A 17,443-nucleotide genomic window follows, 5' to 3' on the forward strand; every position below is an offset into this window, starting at 1 on the left:
AATTGCGGTTTTGGCTCAACGCGCAAGTCGGATAATATATATTATGGAAAATAAGATGTATCCAACGGGCATCCCAGCCGTCCTGTGACAGCCCCTCACGCCAATGGATCCGGCTCCAATGCCTCGACGACGCAGCGCGCCAGATAGGCTGCGGGTCGGGTCAGCGGCAGATCGGGGCGTGACACCAAGCGGACATCAAGGCCCGGTGGCGTGATCCCCGGCACATCCAGCGCGCGCAGGCCAGCGCACTCAGGCTCGCTCAGCATCCGGGACGGCAGAATGGTCACCAGATCCGACCGATGGGCCAGCGCCGTCAGCACGATCGTGTCGCCGACAAGCAGGCGTTTCGGCGTGCCCATCCCGGCGCGCTCGAACATGCTGTCGACCCCCGGATTGACGCCGCTATGGATCGGACTGGGCAGTCCCCATTCGCAGCTCAGCAGGAAGTCCAGGGTTGGATTCCGAAGCGCCGGATGTCCGCTTCGCACCGCAAAGCTTTGATGTTCATGAGCAATCCGCCGGGCGTCGAATTCCTGCCGAGACAGGTCACCGCTTTCGGCAACGATGGCAAAGTCGAGCGAAGCGTCCCGCAGCAAGGGCAGCACCCGGGGCACCAAGCCTTCGACGATGCGGAGCGCGATATCGGGATAGCGCTTCCTGAAACTCCCGAAGGCCGGGCCCAGCGCGCTCAGCACTATCAGCGGCGTCAGACCGAGGCGAATTTCCCCAATATCTCTGTCGGTTGTCGCCGAAAGCTCATCCTCGCACAAAGCGAATTGACGGCAGACCAGCCGGGCCCGCGTGAGGAAACGCAGACCGAGGGCTGTCGGGGCCACGCCGCGGGCGGACCTGGTCAGCAAGGGCGAGCCGGCTTCATCTTCGAGCGAGCGGATCGCCTTGGTCAGCGCGGCCTGGGAGATGTTCATCGAGCGCGCCGCCGACCGGATGCCGCCCTTCTCGACCGCTTCGACAAAGGCCTGGAGCTGGTGCAGGCGCATACGCGACATCTCCCTCGGGACCCGCCCATTTGCGGAGACTGACAACCATTGGTTATCATGGTGGCGATTATTCGTCTCCCGCATGTCCTTCCGCCGGGCCACAAATCCAACCGGGACACGCCCTCACATCGGGAGCCAGCAGGCAATGCTGCTTACAAATTCGGATATCGTCGAACTCACGGATTTTCGCCGGACCCTGCACCGCATGCCGGAGCTTCCGGGCGAAGAAGCCGAGACAGCCAAGGCCGTCGTGGCCTTCATCGCGCCGACCCGGCCGGACAAGGTGATCACCGGGCTCGGCGGCCATGGCGTGGCGGCGATCTTCCAGGGATCCGAACCCGGTCCGACCGTCCTGATCCGCTCCGAGATCGATGCGCTGCCGATCCAGGAAATCTCCGAAAACCCCTGGCGGTCGGCGACTCCCGGCAAGGCGCATCTGTGCGGGCATGAAGGGCATTCGACCATCCTCTGTGCGGTGGCGCGGAGCCTGAGCCGCCAGCGCCCCAAGCGCGGCCGCGTCGTGCTGATGTTCCAGCCGGCGGAAGAGAACGGCGCCGGCGCCGCGGCGGTCATTGCCGATGCGAAATTCGCGGAGATCCGGCCGGACTATTCTTTCTCGCTGCACAACATGCCCGGCTTCCCGCTGGGCTATGCGTCGCTGGCGGAAGGGCCGATGGCCTGCGCGTCACGCGGCCTGCGCATCAGGCTGTCCGGCAAGACGTCGCATGCCTCGCTGCCGGAGGATGGCGTGTCCCCGATGGTGGCCCTGGCCCGGTTGATGCCGGCGTTGACGGCGCTCGGGGCCGTCGGCCCGCTTGATCTCGATTTCCGGCTGGTGACGATCACGCATGCGACCATGGGCGAAGCGGCCTTCGGCGTGGCGCCGGGCGATGCCGAGCTGTGGGCCACGCTGCGGACCTTGCGCGACGATCGCATGGCCAGCCTGTGCGCGGATGCCGAAAAACTGGTCCGGGACGCCGCCGAACAATCCGGCCTCGGCGTCGAGATGGACTACCAGGACATCTTTCATCACTGCGACAATGACCCGGACGCTGTCGCGATCTTCCGCCAGGCCTTCGACCATGAGGCGATCCCGCATGGCGTGGGCAAGCCGATGCGCCCCTCCGAGGATTTCGGGCGGTTCGCGGGTGTTTCGAAATCCGCCATGTTCCTGTTCGGGTCGGGCGAAGCCTCGCCGCAGTTGCACAATCCCGATTTCGATTTCCCGGACGCCCTGATCGAGCCGGGCGCGCGCATCTTCATGCGGGTCGTCCAGAATCTGCTGGGCCTAAATCTGCTAGGAAAATAGGGTCTGCGCCGGGCTCCCGGTGACGTGTGAGGTAGAGCGGGGGCCCCCTCCCCGCACTATCCCGCTCCGTCAGCCTGCCTCCAGGACGATGTCGGCAATGCCGGTCTCGTGCAGCACCAGGTCGACATTGGGGAGGTCGTTGGTCTCGACCCAATGTCGTGACGCTTCGGCCGTCCGGCCCAGATCGGTCCAGCGCTGCAGCAGGCGGCGTTCCAGTTCGGACCGGTCGACCTGGAGGAAGACGGTGAGATCGCAATATTGCCGCAGGGCCGACCATGGCCCGTTCGCCAAGGTGAGATAGTTGCCCTCCACCACGATGTGCTTCACGTCCCGGGCAATCATCCTGGCGCTGCCCCGCGACAGGTCGAGATCGCGGTCGAAGGTCGGGATCACGACATCGGGCTCGCCGGCCCTGATCCGCTGCAGCGTGAGCTCCAGCCCCCTGACATCGAAGGTGTTCGGGGCGCCCTTGCGATTGCGCCGGCCGAGCACATCGAGCAGGGCGTTGTCATAGTGGAAGCCATCGGCCGGCACGACCGCCACGTTGGGCAAAAGCTGCAACAGCCTGTCGGACACCGTCGATTTGCCGGCGCCCGGCGGGCCGGCGATCGCGACGATGAAGCGATCGGCATCGCGGGATCGCTCGAGGATCGCCGCCACGAGCTCATCGGTTGATCGCATGTCCAGCCCGTCTCCGGTCGCTCGTGTCACAGGCTGCCGCCGGCATAGCGGGCCAGGGTCGCCCGCGTGCCGATGCCCCAGAGCGACCTCAGGCTCTCGGCGAAGGCCGTGGCGAATCTCTCGGATGTCCCGACATCGCCATAGATGTCGGCCATCGAGATCCACGCCTGCGGATCCGTCTTCGCCGCCTTGGCCCGCGCCTGCAGGGCATCCCAGCTCGTATCGTTCGGCGGCACCTGCCGGCCGGAATCGGTGGTGCCGAAGCAATGGCGGCACCACAGGGCCGAGACCAGGGCCAGCCCGCCGACGCTGCCGCCCGCCTTCAGCCGGTCCGCGGCCACCGGGATGATGAATTTCGGCTGCCGGTCGGACCCGTCGCGGGCCAACCGCGGGATCGTGTCGGCGACCTTCGGATTCAGGAAGCGCGTCTGGACCTGGCTGAAATAGGCCTGGAGGTCGGTGTCCGGCACCGGCGGGACGGACGGAATGATCTCCTCACGCTCCAGCCTGGCCAGGAAGGCGCCGATCTCCGGGTCCTCCATTGCCTCGTGTACGAACGGAATGTCGAGCAGCTCCCCGGGATAGGCGATCGCCGCGTGGCCGCCGTTCAGGATGCGGATCTTCATCAGCTCATAGGGGGCGACATCCGGCACGAAGGTCACGCCGACCTTCTCCAGCGCCGGCCGGCCCGCCGTGAAATGGTCCTCCAGCACCCATTGCTTGAACTCCTCGCAATAGACCGGGCTGGCATCGGCGATGTCGAAGGTCTCGCGGCAATGATCGATCTCACGCGGTCCGGTCGCCGGGGTGATGCGGTCGACCATCCCATTCGGGAACGCGACATGGGCCAGGATCCAGTCCGCGAAATCCGGATCGGACAGGCGGGCCAGGCCCGCCACCGCCGCCTGGGCGGCATGGCCGTTGCCGGGGATGTTGTCGCAGGACAGCACGGTGAAGGGCACCAGGCCGGCGGCGCGGCGGCGCTTCAGCCCGGCGACAATGAGGCCGAACACCGTCTTCGGATCATCGGGGTTGCGGCCATCGGCGACGATCGCCGGATGCTCCGGATCGAAGGCGCCGGACGCCGGATGCAGGAAATAGCCGCCTTCGGTGATGGTCAGCGAGACGATGCGGATCGCCGGGTCGGCGAGTGTGGCGATGGTCGCAGCGCGATCCTGCGGATCGAGGAAGCCGATCATCGCGCCGGTGACGTGCGCCGCCGTCCGGCCGATATCCTGCTCCACCACCGTGGTCAGCCAGTCCTGCGGCTTCAGCCGGTCGCGCATGGCGCTGTCATAGGCGGTCACGCCGGCACCGATCAGACCCCAGTCGCGGTCCTGCCCGAGATTCAGCAGCGCATCGAGATAGACCGCCTGGTGAGCCCGGTGAAAATTGCCGATGCCGAAATGCACGATCCCGGCCGAGAGATCCTCCCGCCCATAAGTCGGCACAGCCGCACGCGCAGAGACCGCCCCGAGATTGGCCAGCGTCAGTGACATCGTCATCGCATCATTCCCTGTGCCTCATGCACGCGATCCCAGCGGTCGTCGTGACACCAGACGTTACCGCGACGGCGATCGCGCCGCACCTGGAGACCATCTCCAGACCAGGAGCAGAGCGGCGCCTGTCGCTGCCGACCGCCGATTCAGCGCGGCGCGACAGTGGCCAGGGCCGCTTCCAGCATGCTGAGGTCATAGGGCTTCTGCAGATATCCGTACGGCTGATCGTCCGGGATGGACGCGCGCGAATATCCCGTGGCGATGACGATCGGCAGCCCGGGACGGCGCTGGCGCAGCTGCGCAGCCAGGTCGAGGCCGCTGCCGTCGGGCAGCGCCAAATCGACGATGGCGGCATCGATCCGGTCGCCCGCCTGGTCCATCACGGCGATCGCGTCCTCGGACGACGCGGCCTGCTCCGACGCAATACCGAGTTCCTCGAGCAAATCCATCAGCACCACCCGGATGAGCGGTTCGTCCTCGACGACGAGAATCGTGCTGAACGGTTGGGTCATCTGTCCATCATCGGATATGGGTTCGCAGCCCCGGCCATGATGCCGGTCTGCCTCGTTCGGATCGAACATAAGCTTTCCCGAGCGATTGCCTAGCTCAGCTCTTGAGAAAGGCCAGCAATTCGCGGGACAGCGCCTCGGGCGCTTCCTCGGCCATGTGATGGCCGCAGTCGATGCCGTGGCCCCGGAGATCCGGAGCCCAGGGCCGCCAGATGGCGAGAATGTCGCCGAACAGCTCCTGCAGATCATCCTGCAGCGACCACAGGCACAGCATCGGGCAGACGATCGTCCGGCCGGCGTCACGATCGGCAGCGTCGTGCGCGCGGTCGATGCCGAGGCCGGCGCGGTAATCCTCCACCATGCCGTGGACCGTCGCCGGATCCTGGATCACGTCGAGAAAATCCGCGTAAGCTTCGGCCCCCAGCTGCTCCGGGGATGCCGCGTACCACGCCTTCGGATCGGCCAGGATCGCCCGCTCCGGCTTTTCGGCCTGGGCGAAGAAGAACCAGTGGTACCAGGCCGTGGCAAAGCGGTCGTCGCAGCGTTCCAGCGCCTCGAGGATGGGGATCGCATCAAGGATGGCGAGACGGTTGACCCGCTTGGGATGGTCCATCGCGAGGCGGAAGGCGGTGTAGGCCCCGCGATCATGACCGACGACGGCGAAACGCGAGTGGCCGAGCCGTTCCATCAAGGCAACGCAATCCAGCGCCTTGGCCCGCTTCGACGATCCCGAATGGTCGGGGGTATCAGCCGGTTTCGACGATCGGCCGAAACCGCGGAGATCCGGGCAGACGACGGTGTGGTGCTTCGCCAGGATCGGCGCGACGCGGTGCCAGGTTGCGTGGGTGCGCGGATGGCCGTGCAGCAGCAGGATCGGAGGCCCCTCCCCGCCATGGCGGACCCGAAGCGTGGCTTCGGGCAGCGCTATCGTCTCGAGAGTGAAGCCTTCGAACATCGATCCCGGCCTCGGCCTCAGTGAACGGCGTGTTCTGCCTCACGAAGGCAATTGCGGGCCCGACCCAGCCGTGACCGGATGGTGCCGATCGGCACCTGGAACCGTTCGGCCGCCTCTTCATAGGTGGCGCCGCTGATGGCCACCAGTTCCAGCACCTCGCGGTGCTGCTTGGACAGCGCCGGCCAGCGGCCTTCCAGCTCCCGCAATTCCACGGCTTGGGTCTGGGTGGCCGGCACGGGGGCATCCCAGCCGTCGAGGGTGATGAATTCCGTCTTGTTGCGCTTGCCTTCGACGAATTTCGAAAGATGGAGGCGGCGCATCATCACCACCAGCCACGCCATCATGTTGGTACCGCGCTCCCACAGATGGAGCTTCAGGGCGGCCCGCAGCATCGTCTCCTGCAGCAGATCATCCGCATCAGCGGAATTCCGCGTCAGGCTCATCGCATAACGCCGGAGATTGGGCATGCAGGGCGCGACCGTGGAGGTGAACTGCCGTTCCGTTGCGGCGGAGACTGCCGACATTGGATCCGTCCATTGTTGTCGAAGATACAATCCAAACGATGCGGCAGCGCCGATGTTCCGCCGGAATCCGGCCCTTACCGGAGTAAAGGGGAATACGATAAATAGATTGGATTTTATGCATCAAGCTTTCCGGGGGATCATCTCGCTGCATTTTGTCAAATGTTAGAGCCGATATTTTTTCTGAAAATCGCAATGATTGCGGCCGCGGTTGGCGGTCGATCCGGAATGCTTTGCAATCCGACCCCGAGAATGAAAGAGGGGCCGCGCCTTAGGCGCGGCCCCTCCCCTCCCGTCGCAGCGACGCCTCAGGCGCGGCGGGACAGGGTCTCGCGGCAGGCTTTCACCACGGCGTCCGTGGTGATGTCGAATTTGGCATAGACGTCGGCGATCTTGCCGGAGGCGCCGAAGCCGTGCATGCCGACAAAGGCGCCGTCGAAGCCGAGATAGCGCTCCCAGCCCAGTTCGACCGCTGCTTCGACCGCGACGCGGGCGGTGCCGTCGACCAGCACGTCCCGGCGATACGCGGCATCCTGCTGTTCGAACAGCAACCGGCACGGCATCGACACCACCGCCGTCGGCACGCCCTCGGCCTGCAGCACGTCGCGGGCGGCCACCGCCAGCTGCACCTCCGACCCGGTGCTCATGATGGTCAGCTGGCGCGGGCCGCCCTCGGCTTCGAGCAGGACATACGCGCCCCTGGCCGACTTGTTCTCGGCGCCCGCCTCGTGCCGCAGCAGCGGCAGGGGCTGGCGCGACAGGGCCAGCAGGGCGGCCCGGCGCGGCGTGTCCAGCACCACCTCCCAGCATTCGGCGGTCTCGATCGCATCCGCCGGGCGGAACACGGCCAGATGCGGGATCGCGCGCAGCGCCGCCAGATGTTCGACCGGCTGATGGGTCGGGCCGTCCTCGCCCAGGCCGATGGAATCGTGGGTCATGACGAAGATGGTGCGGATTTCCATCATTGCCGCCAGGCGGATCGACGGGCGACAGTAATCCGAGAAGCACATGAAGGTGCCGCCATACGGGATCAGGCCGCCATGCAGCGCGATGCCGTTCATCGCTGCCGCCATGCCGTGCTCGCGCACGCCGTAATGGACATAGGAGCCGCGGTATTCGCCGGGGCGGATCTCGACCTCGCCGGCCGCCTTGGTGTTGTTGGACGGGGTCAGGTCGGCCGATCCGCCGAGCAGTTCGGGGATCGCGGCGAAGAGATGGTCGAGCACGGCGCCGCTGGCCTGCCGCGTCGCCATCGGCTTGCCGCCCTGCAGGAAGTCCTGCCGGGCGGCCACGATCGCCTGCTTCCAGTCGGCGGGAAGATCACCCCGGTTGCGGCGCTCGAAATCCCCGCGCAGCGGTTCCGGCGCCTGCTTCACCCGCTCGGCCCAGGCCAGGCGCTTCGCCTGGCCGCGCGAGCCGATCGCCCGCCAGGCCTGCAGCAGGTCGTCCGGGATCTCGAAGGGCGGCGCGGTCCAGCCCAGCCGCTCGCGCGCGCCGGCGATCTCCGCCTCGCCCGGGGCGTCGCTGTGCGCCTTCTGAGTGCCGGCCCGGGTCGGCATGCCGAAGCCGATGATGGTGCGGCAGTTGATCAGCGTCGGCTTGTCGGTGACGGCCTGGGCCTCGGTGATCGCGGCGTGGATCTGGTCGGTGTCGTGCCCGTCGATCTCGATCACATGCCAGTTCGACGCCCGGAACCGGTCGGATTGGTGGTCGGAAACGGACAGGCTGGTCGGGCCGTCGATGGTGATCGAGTTGTTGTCGAAGAAGGCGATCAGCTTGCCGAGCTTGAGGTGCCCGGCCATCGAGATCGCCTCATGGCTGATGCCCTCCATCAGGCAGCCGTCGCCGAGGAAGACATAGGTGAAGTGATTGACCAGTTCGTCGCCGAAGCTGGCATTCATGATGCGCTCGGCCAGCGCCAGGCCGACCGAATTGGCCGTCCCCTGCCCCAGCGGCCCGGTGGTGGTCTCGATGCCGTCGGCGTGGCGGTATTCCGGGTGACCCGCGGTCTTGCTGCCGACCTGGCGGAAACGCTCGATCTGCTCGATCGTCATGTCCTTGTACCCGGTGAGGTACAGCAGGCTGTACAGCAGCATCGAGCCATGGCCGTTCGACAGCAGGAAGCGGTCCCGGTCGATCCAGTGCGGGTCCGCGGCATCGAAGGTCAGGAAGTCGCGGAACAGCACCGTGGCGATGTCGGCCATGCCCATGGGCATGCCGGGATGGCCGCTCTTGGCGCGCTCCACCGCATCCATGGACAAGGCCCGGATGCAGTTGGCCAGGGCCCAGAGCTGGGGGTCGCGGGGCGTGGGAAGCGGGGCTGCCACAGGCTGGTCGGTCGTGCCGGTCATGGGTCGCGAACTCCTCGAAAGCGTGGCCAGATAATCATAGACGGTCGTCGGGCGGGACATGGGGGTCAACGGCAGGTCGTGCGGTTCCACTCCATGGCCGAAGAGGGTCGAGGACCGATCATGATCCCATCTTCTGGCCCAAGCCAACCGCTTCGCGCCTGAGACGGCTGGCCTCGGCGGCGATGTCGAGGAAGGCGCGGACAATGGCCAGGCGCTGGCGCTCGCGCAGGCACACGACATATTCATCCATCTCGACCCGGCAGCCATCGATCGGGCGGCTGACGAAGCGCGGGTCCGGCGTCATCTCGGCGGCCGACATGAAGCCGATGCCCAGGCCGGCGGCGATCGCTTCGCGCGACGCCTCTCGCCCCTCCACCTCCATCCAGGGCGCCAGCGGCAGGTCGATCGCGGCAAAAGCGCGCTCCACCGTCTCCCGCGTCATCGACCCGGCCTCGCGCATCACCAGACGCTCCTGCGCGATCAGCGTCGCCGGCACGGCCGACAGCCGGGCCAGGGCATGGGCCTGCGGCAGCAGCACATGCACCGGGTCGTGCCACAGCGGCAGGGCATGCAGCTGCGGATCGCCCGGCACCCGCGCCAGCAGCGCCACGTCGAGGCGGATGTCGACCAGGTCGGCCAGCACCCGTTGGGCGTTGCCGACCGTCATCCGCACCCGGGCGCCGTCATGCCGGCCGGTGAAGGCGGCGATTAGCGGCATGGCGTGGAACGGCCCGTCCGCGCCCAGTCGCAGCGTGCCGGTAGGCACCCGGCTGGTGCCCTGCAGCAGCTCCACGGCCTCGGCCTGCGCGGTGAAGGCCCGGTTGGTGAAGGTCATCAGTTCGACGCCCAGCAGGGTCAGCTCGATCGTCCGGTCGGAACGACGGAACAGCTGCACGCCGTAACGCTGCTCCAGCGCCTTGACCTCGATCGACAGGGTCGATTGCGACACGCCGATCGCCCGCGCCGCCTTGGTGAAGCTGCCTTCGGTCGCCACCGCGTGAAAGGCGCGAAGCTGGACGTTCAGTGTTGAGCTCATCAATGATCAATATGGAGAATATGAATTGGATCAATATTAGATTGTCTGGCTTCCTTCCGCCATCCGGTTCACCACCGATCCCCGGGAGCGCCCCATGAGCTTCACCTATCGCCGCCGCTACGCCGGCCCGATCCGCGCCGCGATCTTCGACTGGGCGGGCACCACCATCGACTTTGGCTGCCAGGCGCCGATCACCTCGCTGGTCGACGCCTTCGCCAAGGTCGGGGTCGAGGTGCCGCTGGCCACGGCGCGGCTGCCGATGGGCATGGCGAAGTGGGACCACATCCGCACCCTGCTCGACATGCCCGCGGTCGCCGCCGCTTGGCACCGGGCGCATGGCCGTGACCCGATCACCGCCGATGTCGACGATTTGTATGACCGCTTCCTGCCGCTGCAGGTCGCGGCGGTGGCGCGGCATGCGGTGCTGATCCCCAGGACTACAGACACTATGGCGGCGCTCGCCGCCAGCGGCATCCGCATCGGCACCACCACCGGCTTCCCGCGCCGGGTGATGGAGGTGGTGATCCCGGCGGCGGCCAAGCAGGGATATGCGCCCGAGGTGATCGTCTGCGCTGGCGAGACCCCGTCCGGCCGTCCCGGCCCGTCGATGGCGCTGAAGGCGCTGATCGAGCTGGACGTCCACCCGGTCCAGGCCGCGGTCAAGATCGGCGACACCGTGGTCGACGTGGCCGAAGGGCTGAACGGCGGCCTATGGACCATCGCCCTGGCCGTCAGCGGCAACGAGGTCGGGCTGACCGCGCCGGAATGGGCCGCCCTGCCGGCCGACCGCCAGGCCGTCCTGCGCCACATTGCGACCGAGCGGCTGCACCAGGCCGGCGCGCATGAGGTGGTCGACAGCATCGCCGAGGTTCCCGCCGCCATCGACCGGATCGAGGCCCGCATCGCCGCCGGAGAGACCCCGTGAGCCAACCTGTCACAAGCACGGGGCGATACGATCTCGCCGTCGTCGGCGCCGGCATCGTCGGCCTGGCCCATGCCCTGGCCGCCGCCCGCCGTGGCCTGCGGGTGGTGGTGATCGACCGCGACATCAGAGCCGTCGGCGCCTCGATCCGCAATTTCGGCTTCGTCACCATCAGCGGCCAGTCGGCCGGCCCGACCTGGCGCCGCGCACGGCGCAGCCGCGATGTCTGGGCCGAGGTCGCACCGCAGGCCGGCATCCCGGTGCTGCATCGCGGCACCGCCCTGCTGGCCCGCAGCGCGGAGGCGGAGGCCGTGCTGGACCCCTTCGCCCGCACGGAGATGGGCGACGGCTGCGACCGGCTGTCCGCTGCCGCCACGCTGGAGCGGCTGCCGATGGCGCGGGCCGACGGGCTGCGCGGCGGGCTGTGGAGCCCGCATGAGTTGCGGGTCGAGCCGCGCGAGGCGATCCCGCGCCTGGCCGCCTGGCTGGAGGCCGCGCACGGCGTCGTCTTCCGCCGTGGCGTGTCGGTGCGGGCGGTCGAGGCGCCGCGGGTCGAGACCACCGCGGGCCCGATCCTGGCCGACCGCATCGTGGTCTGCCCCGGCCCGGATCTGAAATCGCTGTTCCCCGAGATCATGGCCCGGCATCGCACCACCCTGTGCAAGCTGCAGATGCTGCGCGTCGCCGCCCCCGGCTGGCGCCTGCCCGCGGCCGTGATGGGCGACCTCAGCCTCGGCCGCTACCACGGCTTCGCCGACCTGCCGGAGGCGGCGCCGCTGAAGGCCCGGCTGGCGGCCGAGGTGCCGGAGACGCTGGCCAACGGCATCCATCTGATCGTGGTGCAGAGCGCCGACGGCTCGCTGGTGGTCGGCGACTCCCATCACTACGACGACGCACCGGACCCGTTCGCGCCGCAGGCGGTGGAGGGGTTGATCCTGCGCCACCTGGCGGAGCTGATGGACCTGCCGGCCCCCGAGGTGACCGAGCGCTGGATCGGCATCTACCCCTCCGGCCCGGCCGAGGCCTTCGCCGAAGCGCCGGATGCGGCGACCCGGGTGGTCCAGGTCACCAGCGGCACCGGCATGAGCACCAGCTTCGCCCTGGCCGAGGAGGTGGTGGCCGGGCTGTTCGATGGCGCCGCGGCGCAGCCGGTGAGGGAGACGGCCGCCGCTCTCTAGCCTCCCGGCCGGCATTCTTTGGACCAAAGCCCATTCCTTGGACCAAAGGACGACGGCGGATAGGGTTTCCGCCGTCGACCGTCCCGGTGCCCGCCGTCATACTCCGGACTGAAATCACAACGACCGGCCCAGGCGGCGCCCCGGAACATCCGTGACCCCGCCTAGCCGGCGCCAGGAGGAGGAGTCCGGAATGCGTGCATCGACGACCTGCGGCGCGCTCGTCGCCTTGGCCCTGTTCACCGCCCCTGCCCTGCTCGCCACCACCGGCCCGGCTGCGGCCCAGGCCGGGCTGACCGTGCGCGGCACCAACCTCGAGACGCTCAAGCTCTCCTCCGGCCTGGCCTTCCCGACCAAGCCCTATGAGCTGGAGGCCGGCAAATACTACCGCTGGACGATCGAGGCCGACGGCACGGCCGAGCTGGGCGTCAGCGCCCCCGAATTCTTCCGCAACATCTGGATCAACGAGGTCGTCATCAACAAGGTCGAGGTCCGGCCGCTGGGGCTGGATTCGATCGAGTTCGACGACGCCGGCAAGGCGGTGATCTCCTTCGTGCCGATCCGCCCCGGCACCTTCACCTTCCACGCGCCGGAAACCGATGCGCCGGGCATGAGCGGCACGTTCATCGTCAAGTAGCGGGCACAGCACGGATGCGCCGTTTTGCCCGCCGCATTGGTCGCAAGGACGACGGACAGCAGGGGCCGGAACGCGTTAGCATCGGGGGAGCGAGACCCAGCGGCCGCCCGCGCGGCCAGGACACGGATGACCAGGACGACGCCACACCAGCCGGAGCCACAGCCCCTGCCCGACCTGTCCGTCGCGGTGGCGAACCCGATCCGGCTGGGCTTCGCCGACAAGAATCCGCTGGTGCTGCGCGGTCTGCAATCGCTGTTCGGCGAGGATCGGCGGTTCGAGCTGGCAGTCTCGGCCAGCGACGGCGAGCGTTTCCTCGACGCAGTGGCGCGCTTCGACTTCGATGTCGGCATCATCGGCTGGGTGATGGCCAATGGCGACGGCCGCGCCGTGCTGGAGGCGCTGCGGGCTGGTGCGGCTGGGGCCACTCGACCCCTGCCCCGCATTGTCGTCTACACCGGTGCGGACCTGGAGGTGGCGCGCGCCGCCATGCAGCTGGGCGCCGCCGGCTTCCTGTCGAAATCCGAACCGCCGGAGCGCCTGTTGGACCTGGTGGCCGAGGTGGCGCGCAGCCGGATGATGTTCCCATTCCTCGATCTGGGCCGGGCGATTGCGGCCGACCCGCTGGCCGGCCTGACCGTGCGCGAGCGCGAGCTGCTGGAGCGGCTGACCGAAGGCCTGAGCAACGAGGGCCTGGCCCGCTGCTTCGGCCTGTCACCGAACACGGTCAAATTCCACCTGCGCAACCTTTATGAGAAGCTGGGCGCTGCCAACCGCGCCCAGGCCGTGGCGGTGCTGCTGGGGCGGGAGAGAGGGTGAGGCATTGATGTCCCGGGCCCGCGTCCCTCAATCGACGCGGATCTGATTTTGGGCGGATCTGATTTGGATAGATCGATTCCCACGGCGCGTGTCTGCGTCGCTTCATCGATCGAATTGGCGGTTTCATCGAATCCGGCGTGCTTTCAGACGCGCCACACGCAACGCTGCAGATCCTTGTTGCCCGGAGATTTTCAGGGGGCGGACATGGCGGACGGGATCGACCCGAAAAGGCTGGGTCTTTTGCGATGGCTGCTGCTGATGTCCAAATCCGGTATCGCCTGTTCGCTGCGCACCGCTGTCTCATTCTGATCCGGCCGGGCCGAAGGATGGCTCCGCCGGAATTGCCCGCATCCAGAATCCGTCGCGTTGGAGAGATCATGGGCCAGGTCATTCGTCTCGTGGGCGTGTTCGCGATCGGCCTGTCGGCCATGACATGGGCCAGTGTCGAAGCCTGGGCGCAGGCGGCGCCGGACCCGTTGTCCAGCCTGGGCTGGCCTCGTGATTTCGACCATGGCGGCCAGCGGATCGAGATCTACCAGCCGCAGATCGAACAATGGGCCGGCGACCATCTGTCGGGCCGCGCCGCCATCGCCATCGGGGCCAAGGACGCCAGCCCGACCTACGGTGTCGCCGAATTCAGCGCCGATGCGGATATCGACAAAACGGCGGGCCTGGCCCGGCTGCGCGGGATTACGATCGACAAGGTCGATGTTCCGACCGACCCCGGCGCGGCATCCGAGCTGCAGGCGACGCTGCAGGCCCGACTGCCGCCCGGCGGCATGACGGTCGCGCTCGACCATCTCCAGACCAGCTATGCGGCGGAACAGCAGGGCGGAGCCCAGGCCGGGGTGCCGGTGCAGAATGACCCGCCGCGGATCGTCTTCGCCGCGGCCCCGACCGTGCTGGTGCAGATCGACGGCGACCCTGTGCTGCAGCCGGTCGCTGGAGCCGCCGGGTTCCAGCGGGTGGTGAATTCCCGCGTCCTGATCCTGCAGGACGGCACCGGCTTCCATATCCAGGCGGCCGGATCCTGGTATCAGGCGCCGGGGCTGGACGGGTCCTGGGTTGTCATCACCGCACCATCGGCGGCGCTTCGCGCCGCCGCGACGGCCGCCGCCAGATCCGCCGCGCCCGACCCGCTGCTGCCGGATGGCGGCAAGCCGCCGGCAACGCCGCCTGCCCTGGCGATCGCGACCCAGCCGACCGAGCTGGTGCTGACCGACGGGCCGCCGCAGCTGGCGCCGGTCACGGGCGTCAGCCTGCTGACCATGACCAACGCCGATCACGCCGTCTTCGTCGATCCCGCCGGCAACGCGACCTACCTGCTGGTCTCCGGCCGCTGGTTCAAGGCTGCGGGGACGGACGGCCCCTGGAGCTTCGTCGCGCCGGATGCGCTGCCGGCGGATTTCGCCAAGATTTCGCCTGATGATCCTAAGGCCGATGTGCTGGTCTCGGTCGCCGGGACGCCGCAGGCGAAGGAGGCCGCGATCGCGGCCTCCATCCCGCAGACCGCGACGGTGGACCGCAGCAAGGCCAGCCTGCGCGTCTCCTATGCCGGCGGTGCAGCGGATTTCCGGCCGATCGGCGGCACGCCGCTATTCTATGCGGCCAACACCGCAGTGCCGGTGATCCGGGTCGATCCGACGCACTACTACGCTGTGTCCAAGGGTGTCTGGTTCGTCGCCGCCGTGGCGTCCGGCCCGTGGCGCGTGGCCGATGCTGTGCCAGTCGCGATCTACGCCATCCCGGCGTCTTCGCCGCTGCACTACGTCACCTACGTCAAGATCTACTCGGCAACGCCGCAGGCGGTGGTGGTCGGCTACACCCCGGGCTATCTCGGCGTTGTCGTCAGCCCAGCCGGGACGGTGGTCTACGGCACCGGCTACAGCTATCCCGCCTATGTCTCCGGCGGTGTCTGGTACGGCTACCCCGCGACCTATGGCTATGGCGCCGGCTTCACCATGAGTGCGGCGCAAGGCTTCGCCTTCGGCTTCGCGGTCGGGGCGCTGTGGGGTGCCGCCTCGCCCTATTGGGGACCCTACTGGGGCTATGATGGCGGCTATGTGAACTGGCATCACGTCAACGTGAACCAGGTCAATGTCTATGGCCGCTGGGGCCGGGGCACCATCACCCATGCCAATGGGTGGAACGGCTGGACCGGCACGAGCTGGAGCGGCAGCCACGTCTCCGGCTTCAACCCCTATACAGGCGCCCGCGGCCAGGCTGGCCGGGCCGGGGCGTTCAACTGGTCGTCCGGGGGCTACGCTGCGGGCCGGCAGGGGTCCGTGGTCAATCCCCGAACGGGTGTCGCCGCTGCCGGCCGCGCCGGAATCACCGGCGATGTCGACAGCGGCGACTACCAGGCCGGGCGCCAGGTCGCCGGGGTGAACCGGCGGACCGGCGTGGCCGGGGCCGCCAGCACCACGGTGTCGGGCAATGCCCATGACGGCGACCGGTCGGTCGACAGCAAGGGCGCCGTCGTCAACCGCCGGACCGGCTCCGGCGTCGCCTGGAACGACGGCAACGTCTATGCCGGCCGCGACGGCAACGTCTACCAGAACAGCGGCGATGGCTGGCAGAAGCGCAGCTCCGACGGCTGGCAGCCGGTGCAGCGCGACAGCAACCGCACGGTCGGCGACCTCGACTCGCAGCGCCAGGCGCGCGGCGCCGGGCAGCAGCGGGTGGAACGGCTGCGGCCCGCAGGGCACTCGGGGGGCCGGCGGTTCCAGCGGTAATCGGGCCGGCGAACCTTTGTAGATCAGACGATAAATCGCAGGGGGGCGGCCGATCCGGCACGCCCGAGGGGAACAGTCATGACGATATCGCGGCCCGCCTGGCGGGGCCATTTCGACGGATGGCCGATGCGGGCCGTGGCGCTGTGCGGCCTGGGCCTCGGCCTTGCCGGCTGCAACGAACAGAACGCCTATGTGCCGCCGCCGCCGCCCAAGGTGACGGTGGCGCAGCCGCTGAGCGCGCCGGTGACGCCTTATCTCGAGCTGACAGGGTCGACGCAGGCGTTCAACGCCGTCGATCTGGCGGCGCGGGTGCAGGGCGACCTCGTCTCCATCGACTACAAGGACGGTGCCCTGGTGACCAAGGGCACGCCGCTGTTCCACATTCAGCGCGACACCTATGACGCCCAGCTGGAGCAGGCCAAGGCAGATCTGATCCGGCAGCAGGCCGGCCAGGCGAACGCCCAGTCCGAATACGACCGCCAGTCCTCGCTCGGGAAAAACCAGTTCGCCTCCGAAGCCAAGGTCGAGGATGCCAAGACCCGTCTCGACGAAGCGACCGCGGGGGTGATGCAGGCCCAGGCCAATGTCGATATGGCGACCATCACGCTGGGCTACACCGAGATCACGGCGCCGTTCGACGGGGTGGTCACCAACCACCTCGCCGATGTCGGCGCCCTGGTCGGCTATGGCGGCCCGACCAAGCTGGCCAGCATCGTCCAGACCGACCCGATCTACGTCTATTTCACGGTCAGCGAGCAGCAGGCGCTGCAGGTGAAGCAGAGCCTCGCCGCCCAGGGCCGCAAGGCGTCCGACCTGCACGACGTCCCGGTCGAGATCGGCCTGCAGACCGAAGAGGGTTATCCGCACAAGGGCGTGATCGACTACATCGCGCCGCAGATCGACGCCCAGACCGGCACCCTGACGGTGCGCGGCCTGTTCGAGAACAAGACCCTGGCCCTGCTGCCCGGCCTGTTCGCCCGGATCCGCGTCCCGGTCGGCCGCCCGGGCGACGGCCTGCTGATCGACGACACCGCCGTCGGCACCAGCCAGGTCGGCAGCTATGTCCTGGTTCTCGGCAAGGACGACGTGATCGAACAGCGCAAGGTGACGCTCGGTCCGATCGAAGGGGCCATGCGCGAGGTCAAGGACGGAATCGGGCCCGATGATTGGGTGGTGATCGGCGGCATCCAGAAGGCCATTCCCGGCAGCAAGGTCACACCCGACAAGGCCGCCATGTCTGGCCGAAGTGCTGACCCGTCCACCGCTGCCCCCGCCAAACCCTGATCGTCCGCCGCGCGC

15 protein-coding genes are annotated in these 17,443 nt (G+C 68.1%); 7 read left to right on the forward strand and 8 right to left on the reverse strand.

Annotated elements, in window-relative coordinates; genetic code table 11:
- Positions 1–95: 95 nt before the first annotated feature.
- Positions 96–1,007 carry a LysR family transcriptional regulator gene (locus tag AC3XYG_RS37565; RefSeq protein ID WP_489145009.1) on the reverse strand — a complete coding sequence of 304 codons (912 nt, stop codon included), beginning with the start codon at positions 1,005–1,007 and terminating at the stop codon, positions 96–98.
- Here AC3XYG_RS37565 and AC3XYG_RS37570 point away from each other — a divergent pair.
- Entirely contained in the window at positions 919–2,307 is a 1,389-nt protein-coding gene (locus AC3XYG_RS37570; protein ID WP_489145010.1) for an amidohydrolase, read from the forward strand. The genes AC3XYG_RS37565 and AC3XYG_RS37570 overlap by 89 nt on opposite strands.
- Positions 2,308–2,376: 69 nt before the next feature.
- Here AC3XYG_RS37570 and AC3XYG_RS37575 read toward each other — a convergent pair whose 3' ends face one another.
- The 7 genes from AC3XYG_RS37575 to AC3XYG_RS37605 all read right to left on the reverse strand — a co-directional run bounded on the left by AC3XYG_RS37575 (position 2,377) and on the right by AC3XYG_RS37605 (position 9,859).
- Positions 2,377–2,988 (reverse strand): nucleoside/nucleotide kinase family protein, encoded by a 612-nt coding sequence (locus AC3XYG_RS37575; protein WP_489145011.1) that lies wholly within the window; start codon positions 2,986–2,988, stop codon positions 2,377–2,379.
- A 26-nt stretch (positions 2,989–3,014) separates the two neighbouring features.
- A complete protein-coding gene (locus AC3XYG_RS37580; RefSeq protein ID WP_489145012.1) occupies positions 3,015–4,493 on the reverse strand; it encodes a mannitol dehydrogenase family protein in 1,479 nt (492 codons plus the stop codon).
- Between the two features lie 140 nt (positions 4,494–4,633).
- Positions 4,634–5,068, reverse strand: a complete 435-nt coding sequence (locus AC3XYG_RS37585; protein WP_489145013.1) for a response regulator — start codon at positions 5,066–5,068, stop codon at positions 4,634–4,636.
- 25 nt (positions 5,069–5,093) lie between these two features.
- On the reverse strand, positions 5,094–5,951 hold the full coding sequence (locus AC3XYG_RS37590) for an alpha/beta fold hydrolase (RefSeq protein WP_489145014.1): 858 nt from the start codon (positions 5,949–5,951) through the stop codon (positions 5,094–5,096).
- A gap of 17 nt (positions 5,952–5,968) precedes the next feature.
- Positions 5,969–6,475, reverse strand: coding sequence for a sigma-70 family RNA polymerase sigma factor (locus AC3XYG_RS37595; RefSeq protein ID WP_489145015.1), 507 nt, complete (start codon positions 6,473–6,475; stop codon positions 5,969–5,971).
- A gap of 305 nt (positions 6,476–6,780) precedes the next feature.
- Positions 6,781–8,823, reverse strand: a complete 2,043-nt coding sequence (tkt, locus tag AC3XYG_RS37600; RefSeq protein ID WP_489145016.1) for a transketolase — start codon at positions 8,821–8,823, stop codon at positions 6,781–6,783.
- A 118-nt stretch (positions 8,824–8,941) separates the two neighbouring features.
- Entirely contained in the window at positions 8,942–9,859 is a 918-nt protein-coding gene (locus AC3XYG_RS37605) for a LysR substrate-binding domain-containing protein (protein ID WP_489145017.1), read from the reverse strand.
- A gap of 94 nt (positions 9,860–9,953) precedes the next feature.
- Here AC3XYG_RS37605 and phnX point away from each other — a divergent pair, with 94 nt between their 5' ends.
- The 6 genes from phnX to AC3XYG_RS37635 all read left to right on the forward strand — a co-directional run bounded on the left by phnX (position 9,954) and on the right by AC3XYG_RS37635 (position 17,428).
- Positions 9,954–10,784 (forward strand): phosphonoacetaldehyde hydrolase, encoded by an 831-nt coding sequence (phnX, locus tag AC3XYG_RS37610; RefSeq protein WP_489145018.1) that lies wholly within the window; start codon positions 9,954–9,956, stop codon positions 10,782–10,784.
- A complete protein-coding gene (locus tag AC3XYG_RS37615) occupies positions 10,781–11,959 on the forward strand; it encodes a TIGR03364 family FAD-dependent oxidoreductase (protein ID WP_489145019.1) in 1,179 nt (392 codons plus the stop codon). The genes phnX and AC3XYG_RS37615 overlap by 4 nt, the downstream gene beginning before the upstream one ends.
- Positions 11,960–12,149: 190 nt before the next feature.
- On the forward strand, positions 12,150–12,593 hold the full coding sequence (locus AC3XYG_RS37620) for a cupredoxin domain-containing protein (protein ID WP_489145020.1): 444 nt from the start codon (positions 12,150–12,152) through the stop codon (positions 12,591–12,593).
- A gap of 126 nt (positions 12,594–12,719) precedes the next feature.
- Positions 12,720–13,409 carry a response regulator transcription factor gene (locus tag AC3XYG_RS37625; protein ID WP_489145021.1) on the forward strand — a complete coding sequence of 230 codons (690 nt, stop codon included), beginning with the start codon at positions 12,720–12,722 and terminating at the stop codon, positions 13,407–13,409.
- A gap of 377 nt (positions 13,410–13,786) precedes the next feature.
- Complete coding sequence (locus AC3XYG_RS37630; protein WP_489145022.1) at positions 13,787–16,144, forward strand: hypothetical protein; 2,358 nt, start codon at positions 13,787–13,789, stop codon at positions 16,142–16,144.
- Between the two features lie 78 nt (positions 16,145–16,222).
- Complete coding sequence (locus tag AC3XYG_RS37635; RefSeq protein WP_489145023.1) at positions 16,223–17,428, forward strand: efflux RND transporter periplasmic adaptor subunit; 1,206 nt, start codon at positions 16,223–16,225, stop codon at positions 17,426–17,428.
- The last annotated feature ends 15 nt before the right edge of the window (positions 17,429–17,443 follow it).

It is taken from the genome of Inquilinus sp., assembly GCF_057815775.1.